This is a genomic window from Buchananella sp. 14KM1171, from assembly GCF_041380365.1.
GTDB lineage: Bacteria > Actinomycetota > Actinomycetes > Actinomycetales > Actinomycetaceae > Buchananella > Buchananella felis.
In genome coordinates, this window is the sequence record NZ_CP159981.1 from 1,707,464 (window position 1) to 1,731,431 (window position 23,968).

Annotated in this window: 18 protein-coding genes and 2 tRNA genes; 17 read left to right on the top strand and 3 right to left on the bottom strand. The window is 66.8% G+C overall.

Annotated elements, in window-relative coordinates; genetic code table 11:
- Positions 1 to 175 precede the first annotated feature (175 nt).
- Positions 176 to 781, bottom strand: a complete 606-nt coding sequence (locus tag ABYF38_RS06545) for a TetR/AcrR family transcriptional regulator (RefSeq protein ID WP_371153010.1) — start codon at positions 779 to 781, stop codon at positions 176 to 178.
- A 107-nt stretch (positions 782 to 888) separates the two neighbouring features.
- Between ABYF38_RS06545 and ABYF38_RS06550 the strand changes: the two genes are divergently transcribed.
- Both ABYF38_RS06550 and ABYF38_RS06555 read left to right on the top strand, forming a co-directional pair.
- Positions 889 to 960, top strand: a tRNA-Gln gene (locus ABYF38_RS06550).
- A 213-nt stretch (positions 961 to 1,173) separates the two neighbouring features.
- Positions 1,174 to 2,154 (top strand): ribose-phosphate diphosphokinase, encoded by a 981-nt coding sequence (locus tag ABYF38_RS06555; RefSeq protein ID WP_371151585.1) that lies wholly within the window; start codon positions 1,174 to 1,176, stop codon positions 2,152 to 2,154.
- Between the two features lie 110 nt (positions 2,155 to 2,264).
- On the opposite strand, the gene ABYF38_RS06560 is transcribed toward ABYF38_RS06555, so the two are convergent.
- Complete coding sequence (locus tag ABYF38_RS06560; protein ID WP_371151586.1) at positions 2,265 to 3,467, bottom strand: pyridoxal phosphate-dependent aminotransferase; 1,203 nt, start codon at positions 3,465 to 3,467, stop codon at positions 2,265 to 2,267.
- Between the two features lie 166 nt (positions 3,468 to 3,633).
- Between ABYF38_RS06560 and ABYF38_RS06565 the strand changes: the two genes are divergently transcribed.
- The 5 genes from ABYF38_RS06565 to rplA all read left to right on the top strand — a co-directional run bounded on the left by ABYF38_RS06565 (position 3,634) and on the right by rplA (position 6,280).
- Positions 3,634 to 3,709, top strand: a tRNA-Trp gene (locus ABYF38_RS06565).
- Positions 3,710 to 3,767: 58 nt separating this feature from the next.
- Positions 3,768 to 4,004 (top strand): preprotein translocase subunit SecE, encoded by a 237-nt coding sequence (gene secE, locus ABYF38_RS06570; protein WP_371151587.1) that lies wholly within the window; start codon positions 3,768 to 3,770, stop codon positions 4,002 to 4,004.
- A gap of 42 nt (positions 4,005 to 4,046) precedes the next feature.
- Positions 4,047 to 4,850: a transcription termination/antitermination protein NusG gene (gene nusG / locus ABYF38_RS06575; protein WP_371151588.1), complete on the top strand. Its 804-nt coding sequence runs from the start codon at positions 4,047 to 4,049 to the stop codon at positions 4,848 to 4,850.
- Positions 4,851 to 5,062: 212 nt separating this feature from the next.
- Entirely contained in the window at positions 5,063 to 5,494 is a 432-nt protein-coding gene (rplK, locus tag ABYF38_RS06580; protein ID WP_371151589.1) for a 50S ribosomal protein L11, read from the top strand.
- Between the two features lie 72 nt (positions 5,495 to 5,566).
- Entirely contained in the window at positions 5,567 to 6,280 is a 714-nt protein-coding gene (gene rplA, locus ABYF38_RS06585; protein WP_371151590.1) for a 50S ribosomal protein L1, read from the top strand.
- Between the two features lie 134 nt (positions 6,281 to 6,414).
- On the opposite strand, the gene ABYF38_RS06590 is transcribed toward rplA, so the two are convergent.
- Positions 6,415 to 7,101 (bottom strand): hypothetical protein, encoded by a 687-nt coding sequence (locus ABYF38_RS06590; RefSeq protein WP_371151591.1) that lies wholly within the window; start codon positions 7,099 to 7,101, stop codon positions 6,415 to 6,417.
- A gap of 1,438 nt (positions 7,102 to 8,539) precedes the next feature.
- Between ABYF38_RS06590 and ABYF38_RS06595 the strand changes: the two genes are divergently transcribed.
- The 10 genes from ABYF38_RS06595 (at position 8,540) to ABYF38_RS06640 (ending at position 23,485) form a co-directional block, all read left to right on the top strand.
- Entirely contained in the window at positions 8,540 to 9,253 is a 714-nt protein-coding gene (locus ABYF38_RS06595; RefSeq protein WP_371151592.1) for a response regulator transcription factor, read from the top strand.
- A gap of 287 nt (positions 9,254 to 9,540) precedes the next feature.
- Entirely contained in the window at positions 9,541 to 10,062 is a 522-nt protein-coding gene (rplJ, locus tag ABYF38_RS06600; protein ID WP_371151593.1) for a 50S ribosomal protein L10, read from the top strand.
- 66 nt (positions 10,063 to 10,128) lie between these two features.
- On the top strand, positions 10,129 to 10,515 hold the full coding sequence (gene rplL / locus ABYF38_RS06605; protein WP_371151594.1) for a 50S ribosomal protein L7/L12: 387 nt from the start codon (positions 10,129 to 10,131) through the stop codon (positions 10,513 to 10,515).
- A 354-nt stretch (positions 10,516 to 10,869) separates the two neighbouring features.
- Entirely contained in the window at positions 10,870 to 14,325 is a 3,456-nt protein-coding gene (rpoB, locus tag ABYF38_RS06610) for a DNA-directed RNA polymerase subunit beta (RefSeq protein ID WP_371153011.1), read from the top strand.
- A gap of 107 nt (positions 14,326 to 14,432) precedes the next feature.
- Positions 14,433 to 18,299, top strand: coding sequence for a DNA-directed RNA polymerase subunit beta' (locus tag ABYF38_RS06615; RefSeq protein ID WP_371151595.1), 3,867 nt, complete (start codon positions 14,433 to 14,435; stop codon positions 18,297 to 18,299).
- A 431-nt stretch (positions 18,300 to 18,730) separates the two neighbouring features.
- Positions 18,731 to 19,105 carry a 30S ribosomal protein S12 gene (rpsL, locus tag ABYF38_RS06620; RefSeq protein ID WP_371151596.1) on the top strand — a complete coding sequence of 125 codons (375 nt, stop codon included), beginning with the start codon at positions 18,731 to 18,733 and terminating at the stop codon, positions 19,103 to 19,105.
- Positions 19,105 to 19,575, top strand: coding sequence for a 30S ribosomal protein S7 (gene rpsG, locus ABYF38_RS06625; protein WP_371151597.1), 471 nt, complete (start codon positions 19,105 to 19,107; stop codon positions 19,573 to 19,575). The genes rpsL and rpsG overlap by 1 nt, the downstream gene beginning before the upstream one ends.
- A gap of 30 nt (positions 19,576 to 19,605) precedes the next feature.
- A complete protein-coding gene (gene fusA / locus ABYF38_RS06630; protein ID WP_371151598.1) occupies positions 19,606 to 21,726 on the top strand; it encodes an elongation factor G in 2,121 nt (706 codons plus the stop codon).
- A 121-nt stretch (positions 21,727 to 21,847) separates the two neighbouring features.
- On the top strand, positions 21,848 to 23,038 hold the full coding sequence (gene tuf, locus ABYF38_RS06635) for an elongation factor Tu (RefSeq protein ID WP_371151599.1): 1,191 nt from the start codon (positions 21,848 to 21,850) through the stop codon (positions 23,036 to 23,038).
- A 177-nt stretch (positions 23,039 to 23,215) separates the two neighbouring features.
- Entirely contained in the window at positions 23,216 to 23,485 is a 270-nt protein-coding gene (locus ABYF38_RS06640; RefSeq protein ID WP_371151600.1) for a hypothetical protein, read from the top strand.
- The last annotated feature ends 483 nt before the right edge of the window (positions 23,486 to 23,968 follow it).

Consider the following 23,968-nt stretch of genomic DNA (forward strand, 5'->3'; position numbering starts at 1 on the left):
CGCAATAGTGTGATATTGGCGGCGTTTATAGGTGGGGCGCCTGGGGTACGACGTTCCGCCCGGTTGCCTTGATCGGTGCGGCCGGTGGGCGGCGTCGGCCAACGTGGGTACGACGTTCCGCCCGGCCGCCTTGATCGATGCGGCCGGTGCCGTTAGGGGCCGGTGGGGCCTTTTCCTACTGCTCGGCGGAAATGGTCAGCAGGCGCGGGTGCGGGTCAAGTCCCCGAAGGCCGTTCCACACCAGGTTGACCAGGTGGGTGGCAACCTCGTCCTTGGTGCGGGAGTCGTCCTCGAGCCAGTACTGGCCGGTAAGGCCGTAGAGGCCAACCAGCATCTGGGCGTAGAGCGGGGCGACGTCGGTGGGGAAGTTGCGGCGGGCGAAGGCCTCGGCCAGCAGGTCCTCCACGGCGCCGGCCACCTCGCCCATCACGGAGGAGGAACTGGAGGTGAAGGCCGTCGGGGAATCGCGCACCAGGATGCGAAAACCGTCGGTGGATTCCTCGATGTAGGTCATCAGCGTGTAGACGGTGCGCTCCACCATCTCCCGCAGGTTGCCGCCCGCCGCCAGGGAATCGCGGATCGCGGAGGTGAACGCCTGCACCTCGCGGTCCACCACCACCGCGTAGAGGCCCTCCTTGCCGCCAAAGTGCTCGTAAATGACCGGCTTGGAAACCCCGGCGCGCGCGGCGATCTCCTCGACGCTGGCGGCCTCGTAGCCCTTCTCGGCGATCACTTCACGGCCAACAGCTAGCAGCTGCTCGCGGCGCTGTACCCCGCTCATGCGGGTGCGGCGGGTAGGTTCCATGTCTCCATTTTGCCCGGAAGATGGCACAATGTTCACTGCCCGTTTCCGGCCGGTGGAGTGTCAGTTGTGGCCGAGCGGGCAAGTCCGCCCTGGTGTAATGGCAGCACGCAGGTTTTTGGTGCCTTGCGGTTTGGGTTCGAATCCTAAGGGCGGAGCGGATTGCGGCGCCTCAGCGCCGGTTAGGGCGGGGAGTCGCGCGGCGGCCCCCGCCCCTTTCCGTTCCGGGCCCGCAGATGTCGCCGCTACCACAAGATGGGGCGGACCTGAGGCGTACAACCACTGCCTGTGGACGGCTAGAATGGCCCAGTACCTCAATCCGCCGCCGCAGCCACCGACGGTTCGGCGCGCCCACCGTGGAAGGCTAGGGAATGACCGGGATCATCACCTCCGGAGAAAAGCGACTGGTACTAGTTACGGGACGGGCACACCCCGAGCTCGCGCAGGCGGTGGCAGACGAGCTGGGCATTGAGATCCTGCCCACCACCAGCTACGACTTTGCCAACGGTGAGATTTACGTCCGCTTCAACGAGTCTGTGCGCGGCTGCGACGTCTTTGTGCTGCAGTCCCACACCACCCCGATCAACCAGTGGGTGATGGAGCAGCTGATCATGGTGGACGCCCTCAAGCGCGCCTCCGCCAAGCGCATCACCGTTGTGATGCCGTTCTACCCGTATGCGCGCCAGGACAAGAAGCACCAGGGCCGCGAGCCCATCTCCGCTCGCCTGATGGCCGACCTGTTTAAGACCGCCGGCGCCGAGCGCCTGATGAGCGTGGACCTGCACGCCTCCCAGGCGCAGGGCTTCTTCGACGGCCCGGTGGACCACCTGTGGGCCATGCCCGTGCTGACCGAGTACGTGCGCTCCCGCGTGGACACCTCCAACATCACGGTGGTCTCCCCGGACGCCGGCCGCATCCGCGTGGCCGAGCAGTGGGCGGCCCGCCTGGGCGGTGGCCCGCTGGCGTTCGTGCACAAGACCCGCGACACCACGCGCCCGAACCAGGCAGTCTCTAACCGCGTGGTGGGTGACGTGGAGGGCCGTACCTGCGTGCTGGTGGACGACCTGATCGACACCGGCGGCACGATCGCCGGCGCGGTGCGCGTGCTGAAGGACGCCGGCGCCGCCGACGTTCTGATCGCCGCCACCCACGGCGTGCTGAGCGACCCGGCCTGCCAGCGCCTGGCCGAGTCCGGCGCGCGCGAGGTCATCATCACCGACACCCTGCCGCTGCCGGCGGAGAAGCGCTTCCCGGGCCTGACCGTGCTCTCGATCGCCCCGCTGCTGGCCCGCGCCATCCGCGAGGTGTTCGACGACGGCTCCGTGGCCTCGCTGTTCGACGACACGCACTGAGCCCCCTAGTGCCCAACCGGGCTGCGCCGCGTGCGGCGCGGTGAGCGAGGGGAAAGAGCGGGTGGCCCCTGGGAAATCCCAGGGGCCACCCGCTCTTTGGCGTACCGGGATCAGCCGTTGTTGATGAGCTCCTTGATGCGCCCGATGCCTTCCTCGATGGCGGCGTCGGAGGTCGCGTAGGAGAAGCGCAGGAAGCCGGAGGGGCCAAAGGCCTCGCCGGGAACCGCAGCCACCTCGACCTCCTCGAGGATGGCGGTGGCCAGGTCCGCAGAGGAGTTGATGTCGCGGCCACGAATCTGGGTGCCCATCAGGCCCTCCACGCTCGGGTAGGCGTAGAACGCGCCGCGAGGCACGGGCACCTGGAAGCCGTTGATCTCGGAGAGCAGCTTCACCATGAGCTGACGGCGGCGGTCGAAGTGCCCGCGCATCTCGTCCACCGCAGTCAGGTCGCCGGCCACGGCGGCCAGGGCCGCCTGCTGGGCGACGTTGCACACGTTGGAGGTCAGGTGGGACTGGAAGTTGGTGGCGGCCTTGATGACGTCCTTGGGGCCGATCATCCAGCCGACTCGCCAACCGGTCATCGCGTAGGTCTTGGCCACGCCGTTGAGCACGATCGTGGTGTCTGCCAACTCGGGCAGGAGCTTGACTAGGTGGGTGGGCTCGGCGCCTTCGTAGAGCAGGTGCTCGTAGATCTCGTCAGTGATAATCCACACGCCGTGGTCCAGGGCCCACTGGCCGATTGCCTTGGCCTCCTGAGGGGTGTAGACCGAGCCGGTCGGGTTGGAGGGAGAGCAGAAAAGCAGTGCCTTGGTGCGCTCGGTGCGGGCGGCCTCCAGCTGCTCGACGGTGACCTTGTAGTTGGCCTCGGCGCCGGCGAAGACGGAGACGGTGCGGCCACCGGCCAGGGCGATCATCTCCGGGTAGGAGGTCCAGTAGGGGGCGGGCAGGATCACCTCGTCGCCCTCCCCGATGATCGCGGCAAAAGCCTGGAAGACGGCCTGCTTGCCGCCGTTGGTCACCACGATGTCATCGGGGTGGACCTCGTAGCCGGAGTCGCGCAGCGTCTTGGCCGCGATGGCCTCGCGCAGCGCCGGCAGGCCCTTGGCGGGCGAGTAGCGGTGCATGGCCGGGTCGGAGGCGGCCTTGATGGCGGCCTCGACGATGTAGTCCGGGGTGGGGAAGTCGGGCTCGCCGGCACCGAAACCGATGACGGGGCGGCCGGCGGCCTTCAGGGCCTTCGCCTTGGCGTCCACGGCCAGCGTGGCGGACTCGGCGATGGCGGCAAGACGGGGGGAAATGCGAGAAGTGTTCACGGCACGATCGTGGCACGGATGCCCCGGGGCGTTCAACGCGATTTCGCCCAATTTTGCTATCTGAAACTGGTGTGGCCGACACAGCATTTGGGTTTTTCGCGTTCACCCCGTAGACTTCCGCAGGTCGAGGTTCACGGGACGCTCACGCGGCCGGTGGAAACGACGAAGGGCAGTGGCGCAATTGGTAGCGCACCGGTCTCCAAAACCGGCGGTTGTGGGTTCGAGTCCCGCCTGCCCTGCCATGCTGGATCGGCGAAGCTGAACCGCATACCTGGTACAAGCAACACCTGGGGGTACTTGATGAGCGAGGCGAAGAAGGGCCAAGAGCAGTCGGTCGCGCAGCGCCGTGGCTTTTTCGCTCGCATCGCACTGTTCATCCGCCAGGTGATCGCTGAACTCAAGAAGGTCGTAACCCCGTCTCGTGACGAGCTGTGGACCTACTTCCTGGTAGTGGTCGTGTTCGTGCTGGCCGTCATGGCCTTCGTCGGTGTTCTGGACTTCATCTTCAACCAGCTGGCCAAGCTCGTCTTTGGCTGAGCAGGAGCTTTTGCCGAAGTCGATTCTTCCTAGGAGTCAATCGTGACTGCCAATGCAAACCCCTTTGAGCCCCTTGCTGATGAGGTGCTGGACGACGTCGCGGTTGAGCCCGTTGCTGACGAGGCCGAGGTTGTTGCCGACGTCGAGGTAGCCGAGGTGGACGACGTTGCCGCCGACGCTCCTGCCGAGGAGGCGGAGAGCGAAGTTGAGGCCGTTGACCCGGTGGAGCTGTTCCGCGAGAACCTGCGCTCCCTGCCCGGTGACTGGTACGTGATTCACTCCTACGCCGGTTTCGAGCGCAAGGTGAAGGCGAACCTGGAGACCCGCATCGCCAACTTCGAGATGGAGGACTACATCTTCCAGGTCGAGGTGCCGATGGAAGAGGTCGTGGAGCTCAAGGCCGACAACAAGAAGAAGACGATCTCCCGGATCCGCATCCCCGGCTACGTGCTGGTGCGCATGGACCTGACCGACGAGGCCTGGCGCCTGGTCAAGGAGACCCCGGCCGTCACCGGTTTCGTGGGTGACGCTCGCAACCCCGTCCCGCTGAGCGAGGACGAGGTCATGAACATGTTTGACCCGCTGATCAAGGCTGCGGTGCGCGAGCACCAGAAGACCCTGGACAGCGTCTCCGCTGAGGACCAGGCTGCCGCCGCCCCGGACGTGTTCATCGACCTGGAGGTCGGCGAGATCGTCAAGGTCATCGACGGTCCGTTCGAGGACCAGATGGCGGAGGTCTCCGAGATTCACCTGGAGGCTCGCAAGCTGACGGTGCTGGTGACGATCTTCGAGCGTCAGACGCCGGTGGAGCTGAGCTTCGGCCAGGTGGAGAAGGTCACGAACTGATCCTCCCAAGTGGTCGCTGGCCGGGGCTGTGCCCCGGCCAGCGCCGTTCTGGGTGGAGATTGCTGTGACGAGTTACACCGGTGAGGTGTCCGCAATTAGCGGTAAAATGCTCGTTTGTGCGCCCTCGCGGTGCACCGGCGCTTTGGCGCCAACCGGCAGGGGCCAGGAAGACAGCCCCTGACGTAAGTGGAATACAAGAAGGATGTACATCCATGCCCCCGAAGAAGAAGGTCACCGGCCTCATTAAGCTGCAGATTCAGGCCGGTGCAGCCAACCCGGCGCCGCCCGTGGGTCCCGCCCTCGGTCAGCACGGTGTGAACATCATGGAGTTCTGCAAGGCCTACAACGCTGCCACCGAGTCTCAGCGCGGCAACGTTATCCCGGTCGAGATCACGGTTTACGAGGACCGCTCGTTCACCTTCGTGACCAAGACCCCGCCGGCCGCGGAGCTCATCAAGAAGGCCGCCGGTGTGCAGAAGGGTTCTGCGACCCCGCACGCCTCGAAGGTTGCCACCCTGTCCGCCGCTCAGGTCCGCGAGATCGCGGAGACCAAGCTGCCCGACCTCAACGCTAACGACGTGGACGCTGCCGCGAAGATCATCGCCGGCACCGCGCGCTCCATGGGCGTGACCGTTACCGACTGAAAGTAGTTCGCTTAGGCGAACAGTGGCAGGGCCTGCGCGGCCCGTTCACCACGAATAGCAAGGAGTAAAGCTATGGTAAAGCGCAGCAAGAGCTACCGCGCCGCAGCGGAGAAGATCCACGCCGGCGTGCTCTACACCCCCCTGGAGGCCGTGCGCCTGGCCAAGGGCCAGAGCGCTAAGTTCGACCCCACCGTCGAGGTTGTCTTCCGCCTCGGCGTTGACCCCCGTAAGGCTGACCAGATGGTGCGTGGCACCGTCAACCTGCCGCACGGTACGGGTAAGACCGCCCGCGTGATCGTCTTCGCCGTTGGTGAGCGTGCCGAGCAGGCCCTCGCCGCCGGCGCCGACGAGGTGGGCGGCGACGAGCTGATCGCCAAGGTCGCCGGTGGCTGGACGGACTTCGACGCCGCCGTGGCCACCCCGGACCTGATGGGCAAGGTGGGTCGCCTGGGTCGCGTGCTGGGTCCGCGTGGCCTCATGCCGAACCCGAAGACCGGCACCGTGACGATGGACGTGGCCAAGGCCGTCACCGACATCAAGGGTGGCCGCATCGAGTTCCGTGTGGACAAGCACTCCAACCTGCACTTCATCATCGGTAAGGCTTCCTTCTCCGAGGAGCAGCTGGTGGAGAACTACGCGGCTGCGATGGAGGAGATCCTGCGCCTGAAGCCGGCCACCTCCAAGGGCCGCTACATGGTCAAGGGCACCATGACCACCACGATGGGTCCGGGTATCCCGCTGGACATCACGAAGACCCGCAACCTGCTCGCCTCGGACGCCTCCTGAGGTAGCGCGTAAGCAGAGCTAGTGCGCCGGGGTACCTGCAGGTACCCCGGCGCACTGCCGTATCCGGGCCCGCTCGTATCCGGGCGGGGGCGGCAAAGAGGCGGCGGGTGGAACGTCGGCCAACCGGGTGACGGCTAGGCGGCCAGAGCGGCTGCGAGCAGTCCTAGCGAGAGCAGCAGGGGCGGGCCGAAGGCGATCGACTGCCGCCAGCCGTATCGGCCCGTCGCCAGTCCGATCCCCGCCCAGGCGCCGGCCAGGACAACGGCCAAGGTGAGCCAGGCCCACAGCAGCGCGGGGGAGAGCGCGGCGAGGGTGGCGCCGATGGGGGCGGCGAGCTTGGCGTCGCCCAGTCCGATCCCGAGGGGGAAGGCGGCGGCCGCGAGCCCGGCTACCGCCAGGGCCAGCCAGGCCAGGGCCGCGATGGCGGTGCTGGCTGGGGACAGGCCGTATGGCCCGAGTAGCCCGGAGGTAGCCGCCAGCAGCAGGGCCGACTGGCTGGCCCAGAGGGCGGAGGTGAGGGTGTCTGGCAGCCTGTGACTCTCAGCGTCGAGCAATGCCAGCGCCGGCGCGAACAGTAGCGGCGTCGCCAGCAGCAAACCAGCCGGGGCGGGCAGTGTCAGGAGCACCAGGGCCGCCCAGAAGACTCCGATGGGCAGACAAAGGCGAAGGGTGTCCGGCACGGGGGCAAAGCGGGGGTCGGGACCGCGCCCGGCACCAAGGTAGTTGCGGGCCAGCGAGGGCAGGAGCCGCCACAGCCACCCCGCGCCGAGCGCGCAGCACGTCGCGCCAAGCGCGCCGTAGGTCCACAGCTGCCAGTGCACGCGGTCTCACCTCCCCGCCCCAAGGCAACCAGAAAGGCGCGCCGGGGCAAAAGCTCCCCGCCGCGCCTGTGGGGGAGAGGGGCGATGCGCGCCACCTCGTCGGGCGCTTGGCGGCGCCCCCGGGCTGACCTGCTGGAGGTGGGCGGCGGGGGCGATGGCGGGTGCGGCTGGAGGCGGGTGGCGCCGTGCGGTCGGTGGTTGTGCCGGGCGGCGGCTGCGGGTGGCTGGGGCGTGCTGCCCCCGAGCGTACAAGCGTAGGGTCGGGGTACATGCGACCGGCCGGGGGCGCGGCACCAAGCGGTCGGATGTACCCCGTTGCAACATTTGTGGCGCGGGTGCCCCCGACCATGCGAGGGTCCGCGGCAACCACCGCCGGGTCCGCCCTGGGTGTGCGCGGGCTTCTTTGCTGGCCGCGCCCTCGGCGCGCGCGGACATCTCCACCGGCCTCGGTGTATGCGCGGGCTTCTCTGCTGGACGCGCCCTGGGTGCGCGCGGACCTTTCCACCGGCTTCGCCCTGGTAGTGCGCAAACGATTGAGGGCTTAGTGCACCTCTCGTAGGGTTGGTGGACCTCTCGTGGGTTTAGTGAACCAGTCGTAGGCTTACCCGGTCGGGTAACCCCTCAATAGGTGCACCAAAAGCTCCAGAGGTGCACCAAGGGCTCAATAGGTCGCGTAACCCCTCAATCGTTTGCGCAACCCCGGCCGGTCCGCTCCCTGGCTCGGGCCGTGCACACGAACGGCGGGCTGGGCGGGGCGGCCGGTGGAACGTCGTCCACGGTGGGGGCCTGGATGAGCGGTCGAGCAAGCCATCGAAGGGGCGCGGCTGCCTGTCGACGGGGGCGGGGCATTGCGCAAGCGGTTGAGGCGGGGCCGGCCGGCTATCAACGGGGGTGGGGCATTGCGCAAGCGGTTGAGGCGGGGCCGGCCGGCTACCAACGGGGGTGGGGCATTGCGCAAGCGGTTGAGCCTTTGTTGCAGCTCCCGAGCCTTTCTTGCAGCGTCTGAGCCTTTGGGCGACCTGTTGAGGCGTTAATCGGCGTCATAGCGCCACAGGAGGTGCAAGAAAGCTACAACCGGTGCAACAAAGGCCCAACGGGAACAACAAAGGCGAAGGCGTTTGCGCACGTCCGCAGGCAGGTCTCGCTGCACCGCGCAGTCGGCGGCGCGCTCCCCGCCGCCGGGCCGCGCGCCAGGGGAAGCTGAGAGCACCGCGCAGTCGGCGGCGCGCTCCCCGCCGCAGCGGCGCGCGGGCCTCCTGTCAAGACCGCGTTTGCCTCACCTAAATGTGGCTCACTCGGCACTCCCAGCTCCCCCATGCGGCCGGGCCTTAGGTCACAGTGATGGTTTAATAACCTAGATAGTCGTAAACGGGGAGCCTCGCATGCTGTTCCCCGTCGAACTGGCGCTAGCCTCAAGCGAGGAATGGAGGAGGTAGCCATGCGGGTGCTCATTGTGGACCCGTCGATCGTTGTACGTGCTGGGCTGCGAGAACTCCTCTCCCGTTGCGCTGACGATCTCTCCATCTACGAGGCGCGCGACTGCTCCCAGGCCATGCGCGTCGCGGGCGAGGTCATGCCCGACATGGTGCTGCTCGACTTCAGCCCCGACCTGGTGGAGCTCTTCCGCTGCCTGCAGGAGTTGGCGCGCACGGCCTCGGTCATCATGATCACCGAGCACCACGAGCAGGCCCTCATCGAGCGGGCGATGGCCTCGGGCGCCACCGGCTGCCTGGTGTTGGGCAAGCTGAATCTGCGCCAGGTTAGCGACGCGATCGCCGCGGCCCAGCGTCGCCGCCTGTCCCGTCTGCGTCAGCCGAACGCGCAGGCGGTGGTGCAGCCCGAGTTGCCGCAGCGCGTGAACAACAAGATTCGTCTGCTGCTCACCCGGCGCGAGGCGGAGGTGCTGCAGCTGGCCTCCTCTGGCCTGACGAACGCCCAGATTGCGGAGCGGCTCTTCCTGTCGCTGCGCACCGTGCGCAACTACCTCAACTCGGCCTACCCCAAGCTGCGCGTGCACAACCGCGCGCAGGCCGTGGCCGCGTGGCGGGCCGGCGAGACCACGCTGCCGAGCGGTCCGATCCGGGGCGGCGAGCTTGGTCTGGGTGGCGTCTCCCACCCCGGCGCCCCGAACCTGACTCCGCGCCGCTTCTAGCCTTTAGCTGGACGACGTTGCCGCCCGCCGCCCTGCCATGACGGCCGCAGCGAGGTGGGGTGAGCGGACTCACTGGACGCCCTGTTGAGCGGGCGCGGGCTGGGCCGCTAAGCTGTGCAAAGCCCAAGACCGCTGGTCACCCTCGTTCGAGGGGCCAAGTTCTTAAACGAGAAGCCAGCGCAGGTGAACGTGAACTGCTCCGTTGGAGCCCTGTCCCCGTGCGCCTGCGCCCGGGGATTTTGTTTTTGGCGAGGCATGGCTCGGCGGCAGACACGGAAGGAGGGCCCATGGCGAGGCCTGACAAGGCAGCAACGATTGCTGAGCTCGCGGAGCGTTTCCGCGACGCGAACGCCGTTTTGCTGACCGAATACCGGGGGCTCACGGTTGCTGAGATGTCCAAGCTGCGTCGCTCCCTGGCGGGTGTGGCCAGCTTCGCGGTCGTGAAGAACACGCTGGCTGCTATCGCGGCCAAGGAGGCCGGTCTCGAGATCATCGCTGATGAGCTCGTTGGCCCCTCCGCCATCGCATTCGTCACCGGTGAGCCGGTGGAGGCTGCGAAGGCGCTGCGCGAGTTCTCCAAGACCAACGACAAGCTCGTTATCAAGGCCGGTGTCCTGGAGGGTGCTCTGCTCTCCAAGGATGGCGTGCTCAAGCTTGCCGACCTGGAGTCCCGCGAGGTTCTGCTGGCGAAGTCCGCTGGCGTCCTCAAGGCTGCCCTTTACCAGGCTGCCTACATGTTCACCGCACCTGCCTCCAAGGCTGTGCGCACCGTCGAGGCCCTGCGCGAAAAGCAGGCTGGCGAAGCCTGATCCCAGGCAAACCCATAAAAACCCTGCCTGCTCGCGTAGCAGGACCCAACCGAAAGGAACGCCATCATGGCGAAGCTCACCCCCGCCGAGCTCATCGACGCTTTCAAGGAGCTCACCCTCATCGAGCTGTCTGAGTTCGTGAAGCAGTTCGAGGAGACCTTCGAGGTCACCGCTGCCGCCCCGGCCGCCGTTGCCGTGGCTGCTGCCCCGGCCGCCGGCGACGCCCCGGCCGCCGAGGAGAAGGACTCCTTCGACGTCATCCTCGCCGCTCACGGCGACAAGAAGATCCAGGTCATCAAGGAGGTGCGCGCCCTCACCTCCCTCGGCCTGAAGGAGGCCAAGGAGCTGGTTGACGGCGCCCCGAAGCCGGTCCTCGAGGGTGTTGACAAGGACACCGCTGAGAAGGCCAAGGCTCAGCTGGAGGAGGCTGGCGCCACCGTCGAGCTCAAGTGAGCTTGATCTAAACGCTGGCAGGGCGGGGGTCGCGAATGCGGCCCCCGCCCTCCTTTATGTTCGCGCGCCCGCCACGCTCGCCCGGCCGCGCACTTGGCTGCGCACCTGGCGGAGTGTCTGGTGGTACGCCGGGCGGGGGGGCGTGGGCCGGGTGGCGGGCGGAACGTCGGCCATCAAAAGCCCATTACCACGCTCGTGACGAAACACACAACCCCGAACTCTGTCAAGTCGGCTAATATGTATTTTTGCGCTTAACCTGCCTTCGCTTTGACATCGGGCGAAGTTCTGGGCGCGGCGTTGTCTGTTCTCCACCGGAGGGAAGGACCTCTTTTGGCTGCCTCGCGCACCCCCGCTATGCACGCTTCTAAGCGTGTTTCTTTTGGCAAGATTCACGAGCCGCTCCAGGCCCCGGACCTGCTGGGTCTGCAGACCGAGTCTTTCGACTGGCTGCTCGGCAACGAGCGGTGGAAGGAGCGCCTCGCGGCCGCTCCAGACGCCGACGCCCTGCCGTCCGTCTCTGGCCTGGAGGAGATCTTTACGGAGATTTCTCCGATTCAAGACTTTGCCGAGACGATGGAGCTGTCCTTCAGTGACCACCGCCTCGAGCCTCCCAAGTACACGGCCGAGGAGTGCAAGGAAAAGGGTCACACCTACGCCGCCCCGCTCTACGTCACCGCCGAGTTCATCAACCACGGCACCGGTGAAATCAAGAGCCAGACCGTGTTCATGGGTGACTTCCCGCTCATGACCGAGCGCGGCACCTTCATCATTAACGGCACCGAGCGCGTGGTCGTTTCCCAGCTGGTGCGTTCCCCCGGCGTCTACTTCGAGCGCTCCTCCGACCGCACCAGCGACAAGGACACCTTCTCCTGCAAGGTCATCCCCTCTCGCGGTGCCTGGCTGGAGTTCGAGATCGACAAGCGCGACGCCGTGGGCGTGCGCATCGACCGCAAGCGCAAGCAGTCCATCACCGTGTTCCTGCGCGCCCTTGGACTGAGCGAGTCCGAGCTGCGCGAGCAGTTCGCCGACTACCCGCTGCTGCTGGCCGGCCTGGACAAGGACGGGTCGATGACCCAGGAGGAAGCGCTCCTGGACATCTACCGCAAGATCCGCCCGGGTGAGCCGCCGAGCGTCGAGGCCGGTCGCGCCCTGCTGGAGAACTACTACTTCGCTCCCAAGCGCTACGACCTGGCCAAGGTTGGTCGCTACAAGATCAACAAGAAGCTGGGACTGGACGCCCCGCTGGACGAGGCCCTGCTGCGCCGCGAGGACATCGTGGCCGCCGTGCGCTACCTGCTGGCCCTGCAGAAGGGCGAGGAGACCCTGCCCGGTCGCCGCGGTGGCGAGGACGTCGAGATCCCGGTGGAGCAGGACGACATCGACCACTTCGGTAACCGTCGCATCCGCGCCGTCGGTGAGCTGATCCAGGGCCAGGTCCGCACCGGTCTGTCCCGCATGGAGCGCGTGGTGCGCGAGCGCATGACCACCACCGACGCCCAGGCGATCCAGCCGACCACCCTGATCAACACCCGTCCCGTGACGGCCGCGATCAAGGAGTTCTTCGGCACCTCGCAGCTCTCCCAGTTCATGGACCAGAACAACCCGCTGGCCGGCCTGACCCACAAGCGTCGTCTGTCCGCGCTGGGCCCCGGTGGTCTGTCCCGTGACCGCGCCGGCATGGAGGTCCGTGACGTCCACCCGTCGCACTACGGCCGCATGTGCCCCATCGAGACCCCTGAAGGCCCGAACATCGGTCTGATCGGCTCGCTGGCCACCTACGCCCGCATCAACCCCTTCGGCTTCGTTGAGACCCCCTACCGCGTGGTCAAGAACGGCCAGGTCACCGACGAGACCCGCTACCTGACTGCGGACGACGAGGACCGTCACGCCATCGCCCAGGCATCCGCTCCGCTGGACAGGAACGGCCGCTTCGTGGAGAAGCAGGCGCTGTGCCGTGTCTCCGGTGGCGAGCCGGCGCTGGTGGACGTCGAGGACATCGACTACATGGACGTCTCGGCCCGCCAGATGGTGTCCGTGGCTACCTCCATGATTCCGTTCCTGGAGCACGACGACGCCAACCGCGCGCTCATGGGCGCCAACATGCAGCGCCAGGCCGTGCCGCTGCTGCGCCCCGTCTCCCCGCTGGTCGGCACCGGCATGGAGGCCCGCGCCGCCGTGGACGCTGGCGACGTGATCGTGGTCCGCAAGGGCGGCGCCGGCGTGGTCACCGAGGTCTCGGCCGACTACATCTGCGTCATGGAGGACTCCGGCTCCAACCACACCTACCGCCTGGCCAAGTTCCGTCGCTCCAACCAGGGCAACTGCTACAACCAGCGCGTGACCGTGGACGAGGGCGACCGCGTGGAGGAGGGCCAGGTCATCGCCGATGGCCCCGCCACCGCCGGCGGCGAGCTGGCCCTGGGCCAGAACCTGCTGGTCGCCTTCATGTCCTGGGAGGGCTTCAACTACGAGGATGGCATCATCCTCTCCCAGCGCCTGGTCAGCGAGGACGTCCTCACCTCGATCCACATCGAGGAGCACGAGATCGACGCCCGCGACACCAAGCTGGGCCCGGAGGAGATCACCCGCGACATCCCCAACGTGAGCGAGGAGACCCTGGCTCACCTGGACGAGCGCGGCATCATCCGCATCGGTGCCGAGGTGGGTGCCGGCGACATCCTGGTCGGCAAGGTCACCCCGAAGGGTGAGACCGAGCTGACCAGCGAGGAGCGCCTGCTGCGCGCCATCTTCGGTGAGAAGGCCCGCGAGGTGCGCGACACCTCCCTGCGCGTGCCCCACGGCGAGTCCGGCATCGTCATCGGCGTCAAGGAGGCGTCCGGCGACGACGACGAGCTGCCCGCAGGCGTGAACCAGCGCATCACGGTCTACATCGCCCAGCGTCGCAAGATCACCGACGGTGACAAGCTCTCCGGTCGCCACGGCAACAAGGGTGTTATCTCCAAGATCCTGCCCGTCGAGGACATGCCGTTCCTAGAGGACGGCACCCCGGTTGACATCATCCTCAACCCGATGGGTGTGCCCGGCCGCATGAACATCGGCCAGGTGCTGGAGGTCCACCTCGGTTGGATCGCCTCCCAGGGCTGGGACGCCACCGGCGCGCTGGCGCAGGCCAAGGAGTGGGCGGCCAAGCTGCCCGCCGACGGCGTTGCCGCCCCGGCCGGCACCCGCGTGGCCACCCCGGTGTTCGACGGCCTGGAGGCCGACGAGCTGACCGGCCTGCTGGACTGCACGCTGCCCACCCGCGACGGCGACCGCCTGGTTGGCGTCAACGGAAAGGCCCGCCTGTTCGACGGCCGCTCCGGTGAGCCCTTCCCGTTCCCGATCTCCGTGGGCTACATGTACATCTTGAAGCTGCACCACCTGGTGGACGACAAGATTCACGCCCGCTCCACCGGCCCGTACTCCATGATCACGCAGCAGCCGCTGGGTGGTAAGGCCCAGTTCGGTGGCCAGCGCTTCGGTGAAATGGAGGTGTGGGCCCTGGAGGCCTACGGCGCCGCCTACGCCCTGCAGGAGCTGCTCACGGTCAAGTCCGACGACGTCACCGGCCGTGTCAAGGTCTACGAGGCGATCGTCAAGGGCGAGGACATCCCAGACCCGGGCATCCCGGAGTCCTTCAAGGTTCTGGTCAAGGAAATGCGCTCCCTGTGCCTGAACGTGGAGGCCCTGGACGAGCAGGGCAACGCGATCGAGCTGCGCGAGACCGAGGAGGACGTGTTCCGCACCTCCGAGGAACTGGGCATCGACCTGGGCCGCCGCCCCGACGCGCGCGACTTCGAAGAGCTCTAAAACGGGTACCCGCCGCCGCCCGCTCCCCGCGGGCGGGCTGCGGCGGGCCACCCCACCGGCCGACACCGGCCATACGGAATTGGTGAATTACCCGGAAAGAGGACACCTTGCTCGACGCTAACGCCTTCGACAAGCTCCACATCAGCCTGGCCACGGCTGAGAACATCGACGAATGGTCCTACGGCGAGGTCAAGAAGCCCGAGACCATCAACTACCGCACGCTCAAGCCGGAGAAGGACGGCCTGTTCTGCGAGAAGATCTTTGGCCCCACCCGTGACTGGGAGTGCGCGTGCGGCAAGTACAAGCGCGTGCGCTACAAGGGCATCGTTTGCGAGCGCTGCGGCGTGGAGGTTACCCGCGCCAAGGTGCGTCGCGAGCGCATGGGCATCATCAAGCTGGCCGCCCCGGTCACGCACATCTGGTACTTCAAGGGCGTGCCCTCCCGCCTGGGCTACCTGCTGAACCTGGCGCCCAAGGACCTGGAGAAGGTCATCTACTTCGCCGCCCACATGGTCACCGAGGTCGACACCGAGGGCCGCCACGAGGACATGGCGATGCTGACCAACGAGATCGAGGTCGAGCGCAAGCGCCTGGAGGACAAGCGCGACGCCGACATCGCCTTCCGCATGGAGAAGCTCGAGGCCGACCTGAAGGAGCTGGAGGAGGCCGGCGCCAAGGCCGACGCCCGCGAGAAGCTCCGCAAGGCCGGCGAGCGCGAGATGGCCAACATCCGCCGCCGCGCCCAGGACGACCTGGACTTCATGAACGCCGTGTGGGACCGCTTCACCGGCCTGAAGGTGGGCGACCTGGAGGGCGACGAGCGCCTCTACCGCGAGATGGTCAAGCGCTACGGCATCTACTTCAAGGGCGCCATGGGCGCGCAGGCCATCCAGCGCCGCCTGGAGTCCTTTGACCTGGCCGCCGAGGCCGAGGAGCTGCGCGAGATCATCGCCACCGGCACCGGTCAGCGCAAGACCCGCGCCCTGAAGCGCCTGAAGGTGGTCAACGCCTTCCTCTCCACGGGCAACCGCCCCGAGGTGATGGTGCTGGACTCCATCCCGGTCATCCCGCCGGACCTGCGCCCGATGGTGCAGCTGGACGGTGGCCGCTTCGCGACCTCCGACCTGAACGACCTCTACCGTCGCGTCATCAACCGCAACAACCGCCTCAAGCGCCTGCTGGACCTCGGTGCCCCCGAGATCATCGTGAACAACGAAAAGCGCATGCTGCAGGAGGCCGTGGACGCGCTGTTCGACAACGGTCGCCGTGGCCGCCCGGTCACCGGCCCGGGCAACCGCGCCCTGAAGTCCATCAGTGACATGCTCAAGGGTAAGCAGGGCCGCTTCCGCCAGAACCTGCTGGGTAAGCGCGTGGACTACTCCGGTCGTTCCGTGATCGTGGGTGGCCCCACCCTGAAGCTGCACCAGTGCGGTCTGCCCAAGGCGATGGCGCTGGAGCTGTTCAAGCCCTTCGTGATGAAGCGCCTGGTGGACCTGAAGTACGCCCAGAACGTCAAGACCGCCAAGCGCATGGTCGAGCGCATGCGCTCCCAGGTGTGGGACGTGCTGGACGAGGTCATCCGCGAGCACCCCGTGCTGCTCAACCGCGCCCCCACGCTGCACCGCCTGGGCATCCAGGCCTTCGAGCCGCAGCTGGTGGAGGGCAAGGCCATCCAGCTGCACCCGCTCGTGTGTGCCGCCTTCAACGCCGACTTCGACGGTGACCAGATGGCGGTTCACCTGCCGCTGTCCGCCGAGGCGCAGGCGGAGGCCCGCATCCTGATGCTGTCCTCCAACAACATCCTCAAGCCCTCCGACGGTCGCCCCGTGACCATGCCCGCCCAGGACATGATCATCGGCCTGTTCCACCTCACCTCCGACGTGGACCCGGAGCTGGACCTGCCCGAGGAGGTGCCGTCCTTCACCTCGGTCGCCGAGGCGATCATGGCTTTCGACGCCGGCCGCCTGGACCTGAACCAGGTGGCGCGCATCCGCCTGCGCGGCGTCACCCCGCCGGTGGGCTGGCAGGCCCCCGAGGGCTGGGAGCCGGGCGACGACGTCGTGCTGGACACCACCCTGGGCCGCTGCCTCTTCAACGAGCTGCTGCCGGCGGACTACCCGTTCGTCACCGGCGTGGTGGACAAGAAGGCCCTGGGCGCCCTGGTCAACGACCTGGCCGAGCGCTACCCGCGTGTCGAGGTGGCCGAGGCCCTGGACAACCTGAAGGCCGCCGGCTTCTACTGGGCCACCTGGTCCGGCATCTCCATCTCCTTCCCGGACGTGGTGGGCCCGGCCAACAAGCCGGAGATCCTGGCCGGATACGAGGAGCGCGCCGCCAAGGTGATGGGCGAGTTCAACGCCGGTCTGATCACCGACGACGAGCGCTACAACGCCCTGGTGGAGATCTGGACCGCCGCGACCAAGGAAGTTGCGCAGGCTATGCGCGACAACTTCCCGGCCCGCAACACGGTCTTCCGCATGGTCACCTCCGGTGCCCGTGGTAACTGGGACCAGATCCGCCAGATCGCCGGTATGCGTGGCCTGGTGTCTGACCCGAAGCAGAAGCTCATCGAGCGCCCGATCAAGTCCAACTACCGCGAGGGCTTGTCCGTGCTGGAGTACTTCATCGCTACCCACGGTGCCCGTAAGGGTCTGGCCGACACCGCTCTGCGTACCGCCGACTCCGGTTACCTCACCCGTCGTCTGGTGGACGTCTCCCAGGACGTGATCGTGCGCGAGGAGGACTGTGGCACCCGCCGCGGCCTGCTCATGGTGATCGCCGAGGAGGCCAGCGAGGGCCTGGTGCGCTCCAAGACTGTGGAGACCACCGCCTACGCCCGCACCCTGGCCAAGGATGCGCTGGACGCCTCCGGTGCCGTGGTCGCCACGGCCGGCGAGGACGTCGGCGACGTGCTGATCGACAAGCTGATCGAGGCCGGCATCTCGCAGATTCATGTGCGCTCCGTGCTCACCTGTGAGTCCGCTGTCGGCACCTGCGCCGCCTGCTACGGCCGCTCGCTGGCCACCGGTAAGCGCGTGGACATCGGTGAGGCCGTCGGCATCATCGCCGCGCAGTCCATCGGCGAGCCCGGTACCCAGCTGACGATGCGTACCTTCCACACCGGTGGTGCCGCCTCCGACTCTGACATCACGCAGGGTCTGCCGCGTGTCCAGGAGCTCTTCGAGGCTCGCACCCCGAAGGGTGAGGCTGAGATCACCGAGGCCTCCGGCCGCGTCAAGATCGACGACGACGACCCGGCGGCGCGCCGCATCGTCGTCACCCGCGACGACGGCGAGGAGGACCTGGTCATCGAGGTCTCCCGCCGCCAGAAGCTGCTGGTGAACGACGGCGACCACGTCCAGGTGGGCGACCAGCTCACCGAGGGCCGCATCGACCCGAAGAAGATGCTGCGCATCAAGGGCCCCAACGCCACCCAGAAGCAGCTGGTGGACGAGGTGCAGGAGGTCTACCGCTCCCAGGGCGTGGACATCCACTCCAAGCACATCGAGGTGATCGTGCGCCAGATGCTGCGCCGCGTCACCGTGCTGGACTCCGGCGACACCAAGCTGCTGCCCGGTGAGCTCATCGAGGCGGCCCGCTACCGCGAGGAGAACCGCCGCGTCGTGGCCGAGGGCGGCAAGCCCGCCTCCGGCCGTCCCGAGCTGATGGGTATCACCAAGGCCTCGCTGGCGACCGACTCGTGGCTGTCCGCCGCGTCCTTCCAGGAGACCACCAAGGTCCTGACGGAGGCCGCGCTGATGGGCCGCTCCGACCCGCTGCTGGGCCTGAAGGAGAACGTCATCCTCGGTAAGCTGATCCCGGCCGGTACCGGTCTGAACCGCTACCACGAGATCGACGTCGCCCCCACCGAGGAGGCCATGGCGTCCTTCTACAACCGCCAGAACTTCGTGAACTACGACGCCTCCTCCCTGGAGGACGACACGTTCTACGGTGGTGACTTCTCCTTCCGCTGAGCAGGGGAGAGCTGACGGGGCCGGGTGCGATTTGAGCGCCCGGCCCCGCGGCCTATCTCCGCCAGTTTTATCGGGTTGGACGACGCCCCACCGGCCCACGCAATAGCGCGCCCCGGGCACGACGTGGCCGCCTGCCGATGCGCGCGGCGGCCGCGCGGCGGGGCGGCCGGGCGGCAACGTCGTCCCCCAGGTAGGCGCGTGAGCAGAGGCACACGCGGTTTTCCGTCAGCCACTGGAAAAGGCGGGCGGCGGCCACTAATGTTGCACCCGGTGCCTAAAGGCAACCCTCGGAACCATGCGTTCCATCGGGCTCGATCCGCACACCGCGCGAGCTCCAGACGTCTCCAGTAGGCGGGCTGGCCCCCATGCGGTGACGTATGCCCAGGGGGAGCCGGCAGGCTGATTATTCGCTCAATTGAGACGGAGACGTAGTGCCAACTATTCAGCAGCTCGTCCGCAAGGGACGCAGCGTAAAGCCCGGGAAGAGCAAGACCCCGGCCCTTAAGGGCAGCCCGCAGCGTCGTGGCGTTTGCACCCGTGTGTACACCACCACCCCGAAGAAGCCGAACTCCGCCCTGCGCAAGGTCGCCCGTGTGCGCCTCTCCAGCGGCATCGAGGTCACCGCTTACATCCCGGGCGTGGGTCACAACCTGCAGGAGCACTCCATCGTGCTGGTGCGCGGTGGTCGTGTGAAGGACCTGCCGGGTGTTCGCTACAAGATCGTTCGCGGCGCCCTGGACACCCAGGGCGTGCGTGGCCGCCAGCAGGCCCGCTCCCGCTACGGCGCTAAGAAGGAGAAGAAGTAATGCCTCGTAAGGGCCCCGCGCCGAAGCGCCCCCTCGTCAACGACCCCGTCTACGGCTCCACGATGGTGACCCAGCTGGTCAACCGCGTGCTGCTGGACGGCAAGAAGTCCACCGCCGAGCGCATCGTCTACGGCGCCCTCGAGGGCGTTCGTGGCAAGACCGACCAGGACCCGGTCTCCGTGCTCAAGCGCGCCATGGACAACATCCGCCCCGCGCTGGAGGTCCGCTCCCGCCGCGTCGGTGGTGCCACCTACCAGGTGCCCGTCGAGGTGCGCGCCTCCCGCGCCACCACGCTGGCTCTGCGCTGGCTGGTGGACTTCTCCCGCCAGCGTCGCGAGAAGACCATGACTGAGCGCCTCATGAACGAGATCCTGGACGCCTCCAACGGCCTCGGTGCCGCCGTGAAGCGTCGCGAGGACATGCACAAGATGGCGGAGTCCAACCGGGCCTTCGCTCACTACCGCTGGTAATCCACCCACCCCCGAGCGAAGGACACCCACGTGGCACTTGAAGTGCTTACCGACCTCACGCAGGTCCGCAACATCGGCATCATGGCCCACATCGATGCCGGTAAGACCACCGTTACCGAGCGCATCCTGTTCTACACCGGCATCAACTACAAGCTCGGTGAGACCCACGACGGCGCCTCCACGACCGACTGGATGGAGCAGGAGAAGGAGCGCGGCATCACGATTACGTCTGCCGCCGTCACCGCCTTCTGGAAGGGCCACCAGATCAACGTGATCGACACCCCCGGCCACGTGGACTTCACCGTTGAGGTGGAGCGTTCCCTGCGTGTGCTCGACGGTGCCGTTGCCGTCTTCGACGGCAAGGAGGGTGTGGAGCCCCAGTCCGAGACCGTTTGGCGTCAGGCCGACAAGTACAACGTCCCCCGCATCTGCTTCATCAACAAGATGGACAAGCTGGGCGCCGACTTCTACTTCTCGGTGCGCACCATCCGCGAGCGTCTGGGCGCCAACCCGGTCGTCATGGAGCTGCCGATCGGCGCCGAGAACGACTTCGAGGGCGTCATCGACCTGCTCAACATGGAGGCCGTCTACTTCCCCGAGAAGGACGCCCAGGGTAACGACACCCGCGGCTCGCTCATCGAGCGCAAGGAAATCCCGGCCGACATGCAGGACAAGGCCGAGGAGTACCGCGAGGCCCTGATCGAGGCCGCCGCCGAGGGCGACGAGTCCCTCATGGAGGCCTACCTGGAGAACGGCGAGCTCACCAACGAGGAGATCATTGCCGGTATCCGCAAGCAGTGCATCGCCGGCGAGATCTTCCCGGTCTACTGTGGCTCCGCCTTCAAGAACAAGGGCGTCCAGCTGGTGCTGGACGGCGTGCTCAACTTCCTGCCCTCCCCGCTGGACATTCCGGACGTGCAGGGTCACGAGGTTGGCAAGGAGGACGTGGTCGCCACCCGTAAGGCCTCCGAGGACGAGCCGTTCTCTGCCCTGGCCTTCAAGATCGCGGTCCACCCGTTCTACGGCAAGCTGACCTTCATCCGCGTCTACTCCGGCACGGTCGCCTCCGGCTCCCAGGTGGTCAACTCCACCAAGGGCAAGAAGGAGCGCATCGGCAAGATCTTCCAGATGCACTCCAACAAGGAGAACCCGGTCGAGGTTGCGCACGCTGGTCACATCTACGCCGTCGTGGGCCTGAAGGACACCACCACCGGTGACACGCTCTGCGCCATCAACGCGCCGATCGTGCTCGAGTCCATGACCTTCCCCGACCCGGTTATCCACGTGGCCATCGAGCCCAAGACCAAGGGCGACCAGGAGAAGCTGGGCACGGCCATCCAGAAGCTGGCCGAGGAGGACCCGACCTTCACCGTCCGCCTGGACGAGGAGACCGGCCAGACCGTCATCGGCGGTATGGGTGAGCTCCACCTCGACATCCTCGTGGACCGCATGCGTCGCGAGTTCAAGGTCGAGGCCAACGTGGGTAAGCCGCAGGTCGCCTACCGCGAGACCATTCGCACCAAGGTCGACCGCGTGGACTACACCCACAAGAAGCAGACCGGTGGTTCCGGTCAGTTCGCTAAGGTCCAGCTCTCGTTCGAGCCCTACGAGTCTGACGAAGAGGGCAAGTTCTACGAGTTCGAGGACCAGGTCACGGGTGGTCGCGTTCCGCGCGAGTACATTCCGTCCGTCGACCTCGGTATCCAGGACGCCATGCAGTCCGGTGTTCTCGCCGGCTACCCGATGGTTGGCGTCAAGGCAATTCTTCTTGATGGTGCATACCACGACGTTGACTCGTCTGAGATGGCCTTCAAGATCGCCGGTTCCATGGCGTTCAAGGAGGGTGCGAAGAAGGCTTCGCCCGTCCTCCTCGAGCCCGTCATGGCCGTCGAGGTGCGTACGCCCGAGGAGTACATGGGTGACGTAATCGGTGACCTGAACTCCCGTCGCGGCATGATCCAGTCCATGGACGACGCGTCTGGTGTGAAGGTTGTGCGTGCGCAGGTTCCGCTTTCGGAAATGTTTGGGTATGTTGGTGACCTGCGGTCGAAGACCCAGGGTCGCGCCGTCTACTCCATGCAGTTCGACAGCTACGCGGAGGTCCCCCGGAATGTTGCCGAGGAGATCATCGCCAAGACCCGGGGCGAGTGAGTCCCTCAGGTCGACCCGAAGTATCATTAACAAAATCCGACCCGTAGGAACCCACGCCCCAGCCGGTTCAACCGAACCGGTGCAAGTGTGAGACAACTACCCGAGTCCCAGGAGGACACAAGTGGCTAAGGCCAAGTTCGAGCGCACCAAGCCGCACGTCAACATCGGTACCATCGGTCACGTTGACCACGGTAAGACCACCCTGACGGCTGCCATCTCTAAGGTGCTGCACGACAAGTACCCGGACCTGAACGAGGCGTCTCCGTTCGACTCCATCGACAAGGCTCCCGAGGAGCGTCAGCGCGGTATCACGATCAACATCGCGCACATCGAGTACCAGACCGAGAAGCGTCACTACGCTCACGTGGACGCCCCCGGTCACGCTGACTACATCAAGAACATGATCACCGGTGCGGCCCAGATGGATGGCGCCATCCTGGTGGTTGCCGCCACCGACGGCCCGATGGCCCAGACCCGCGAGCACGTGCTGCTCGCCCGCCAGGTGGGCGTTCCCTACCTGCTGGTGGCCCTGAACAAGTCCGACATGGTGGACGACGAGGAGATCCTGGAGCTGGTCGAGGTCGAGGTTCGCGACCTGCTGTCCTCCCAGGGCTTCCCGGGCGACGACGCTCCGGTCGTTCGCGTGTCCGCTCTGAAGGCCCTCGAGGGCGACGCCGAGTGGGTTGCCAAGATCGAGGAGCTCATGGACGCCGTTGACGAGTCCGTGCCGGAGCCGGTGCGTGACCTCGACAAGCCGTTCCTGATGCCGATCGAGGACGTGTTCACCATCACCGGCCGTGGCACCGTGGTGACCGGCCGCGCCGAGCGTGGTCGCCTGCCGATCAACTCCGAGGTCGAGATCCTCGGTATCCGCGCCCCGCAGAAGACCACCGTTACCGGTATCGAGATGTTCCACAAGCAGATGGACGAGGCTCTGGCTGGTGAGAACTGTGGTCTGCTGCTGCGCGGCACCAAGCGCGAGGACGTCGAGCGCGGTCAGGTCGTCTGCAAGCCGGGTTCCATCACCCCGCACACCAAGTTCGAGGGCCAGGTCTACATCCTGTCCAAGGACGAGGGCGGCCGTCACAACCCGTTCTACTCCAACTACCGTCCGCAGTTCTACTTCCGTACCACGGACGTGACCGGCGTGATCACCCTGCCCGAGGGCACCGAGATGGTCATGCCCGGCGACACCACCGAGATGAGCGTTGAGCTGATCCAGCCCATCGCCATGGAGGAGGGCCTCGGCTTCGCCATCCGTGAGGGTGGCCGCACCGTTGGCTCCGGCCGCGTTACCAAGATCATCGCCTGATCTTTGTAGCTAAGCTGCGCGGTTGGCCCCGCTCCCTTTTTTGGGGGCGGGGCCAACCGCTTTTTCGCGCGCGGGCGTGAGCGAGTGAGTGGAAATAGGCTCCGCCAATTTATGTGTGTGCTGCATCACGTGGGGATATGCTGAGTGTCTTGCGACCGCTGGAGGAAGGAGCCGGAAATGCGCAAGGTTATGGCGGCGGTGATGGCAGGAGCTTTGGCGTTGGGCCTGGCTGCCTGCGGGGAAAGCGCCGCGAACAAGGGACAAGACACCACGTGCGGGGACTACCTGAAGATGGATACCGCGCAGCAGATCGAGGTGCTCAAGAAGGGAGCCGAGCAGGCCGGCGAGGTGCTTGATGGCACCGAGGAGGACATGAAGCTCTACGTGTCCCTCCTTGCCGACATGTGCAAGGAAGCCGACGCGAACACCAAGATCAAGGACCTCTAAACGCAGCCGCCCCGCGCAAGCGCCGGGTGGAGGTGCGCGGTTCACGCGAAACCTGGAGCGGCGTAACGCGGTCCGCGCGGGCCGGACGGGGCGCGTTCTCCATTTGATACCTCGCCCTGCGTAGCCCCGCTGGGGTGCGTGCAGGGCGCGGCGGTCGAGTTTCCGACTCTATTGGGGTGGGGGAGCAGTTCAGTGCTTCCCCACCCTCGTTTGTGCGCCGTGCCCGATACCGGGTTGGCTGCGGGCAGGAGAGGCCGATCTCCCCGCGCATTGCTGGAATCTGGATGATTGGGGCGCGTCGCCGCGCCGGGGGTGCGGCGCCGCGCTGCGGATCGGCCCGCGCCGGGGGTGCGGCGCTGCGCCAGGGGGTGCGGCGCTGCGCTGCGGTTCGGCCCGCGCCGGGGGTGCGGCGCTGCGCCAGGGGGTGCGGCGCTGCGCTGCGGTTCGGCCCGTGGACTTCTCCGGGGCCGGGCGCTGCGTGTG

What these genes read in the sequence shown, in the direction of transcription:
- ABYF38_RS06545 (WP_371153010.1), bottom strand. Translation starts at nt 781, where the DNA reads ATGAGCGGGGTACAGCGCCGCGAGCAGCTGCTAGCTGTTGGCCGTGAA.
- ABYF38_RS06555 (WP_371151585.1), top strand. Translation starts at nt 1,174, where the DNA reads ATGACCGGGATCATCACCTCCGGAGAAAAGCGACTGGTACTAGTTACG.
- secE (WP_371151587.1), top strand. Translation starts at nt 3,768, where the DNA reads ATGAGCGAGGCGAAGAAGGGCCAAGAGCAGTCGGTCGCGCAGCGCCGT.
- rplK (WP_371151589.1), top strand. Translation starts at nt 5,063, where the DNA reads ATGCCCCCGAAGAAGAAGGTCACCGGCCTCATTAAGCTGCAGATTCAG.
- rplA (WP_371151590.1), top strand. Translation starts at nt 5,567, where the DNA reads ATGGTAAAGCGCAGCAAGAGCTACCGCGCCGCAGCGGAGAAGATCCAC.
- ABYF38_RS06595 (WP_371151592.1), top strand. Translation starts at nt 8,540, where the DNA reads ATGCGGGTGCTCATTGTGGACCCGTCGATCGTTGTACGTGCTGGGCTG.
- rplJ (WP_371151593.1), top strand. Translation starts at nt 9,541, where the DNA reads ATGGCGAGGCCTGACAAGGCAGCAACGATTGCTGAGCTCGCGGAGCGT.
- rplL (WP_371151594.1), top strand. Translation starts at nt 10,129, where the DNA reads ATGGCGAAGCTCACCCCCGCCGAGCTCATCGACGCTTTCAAGGAGCTC.
- rpoB (WP_371153011.1), top strand. Translation starts at nt 10,870, where the DNA reads ATGCACGCTTCTAAGCGTGTTTCTTTTGGCAAGATTCACGAGCCGCTC.
- rpsG (WP_371151597.1), top strand. Translation starts at nt 19,105, where the DNA reads ATGCCTCGTAAGGGCCCCGCGCCGAAGCGCCCCCTCGTCAACGACCCC.
- ABYF38_RS06640 (WP_371151600.1), top strand. Translation starts at nt 23,216, where the DNA reads ATGCGCAAGGTTATGGCGGCGGTGATGGCAGGAGCTTTGGCGTTGGGC.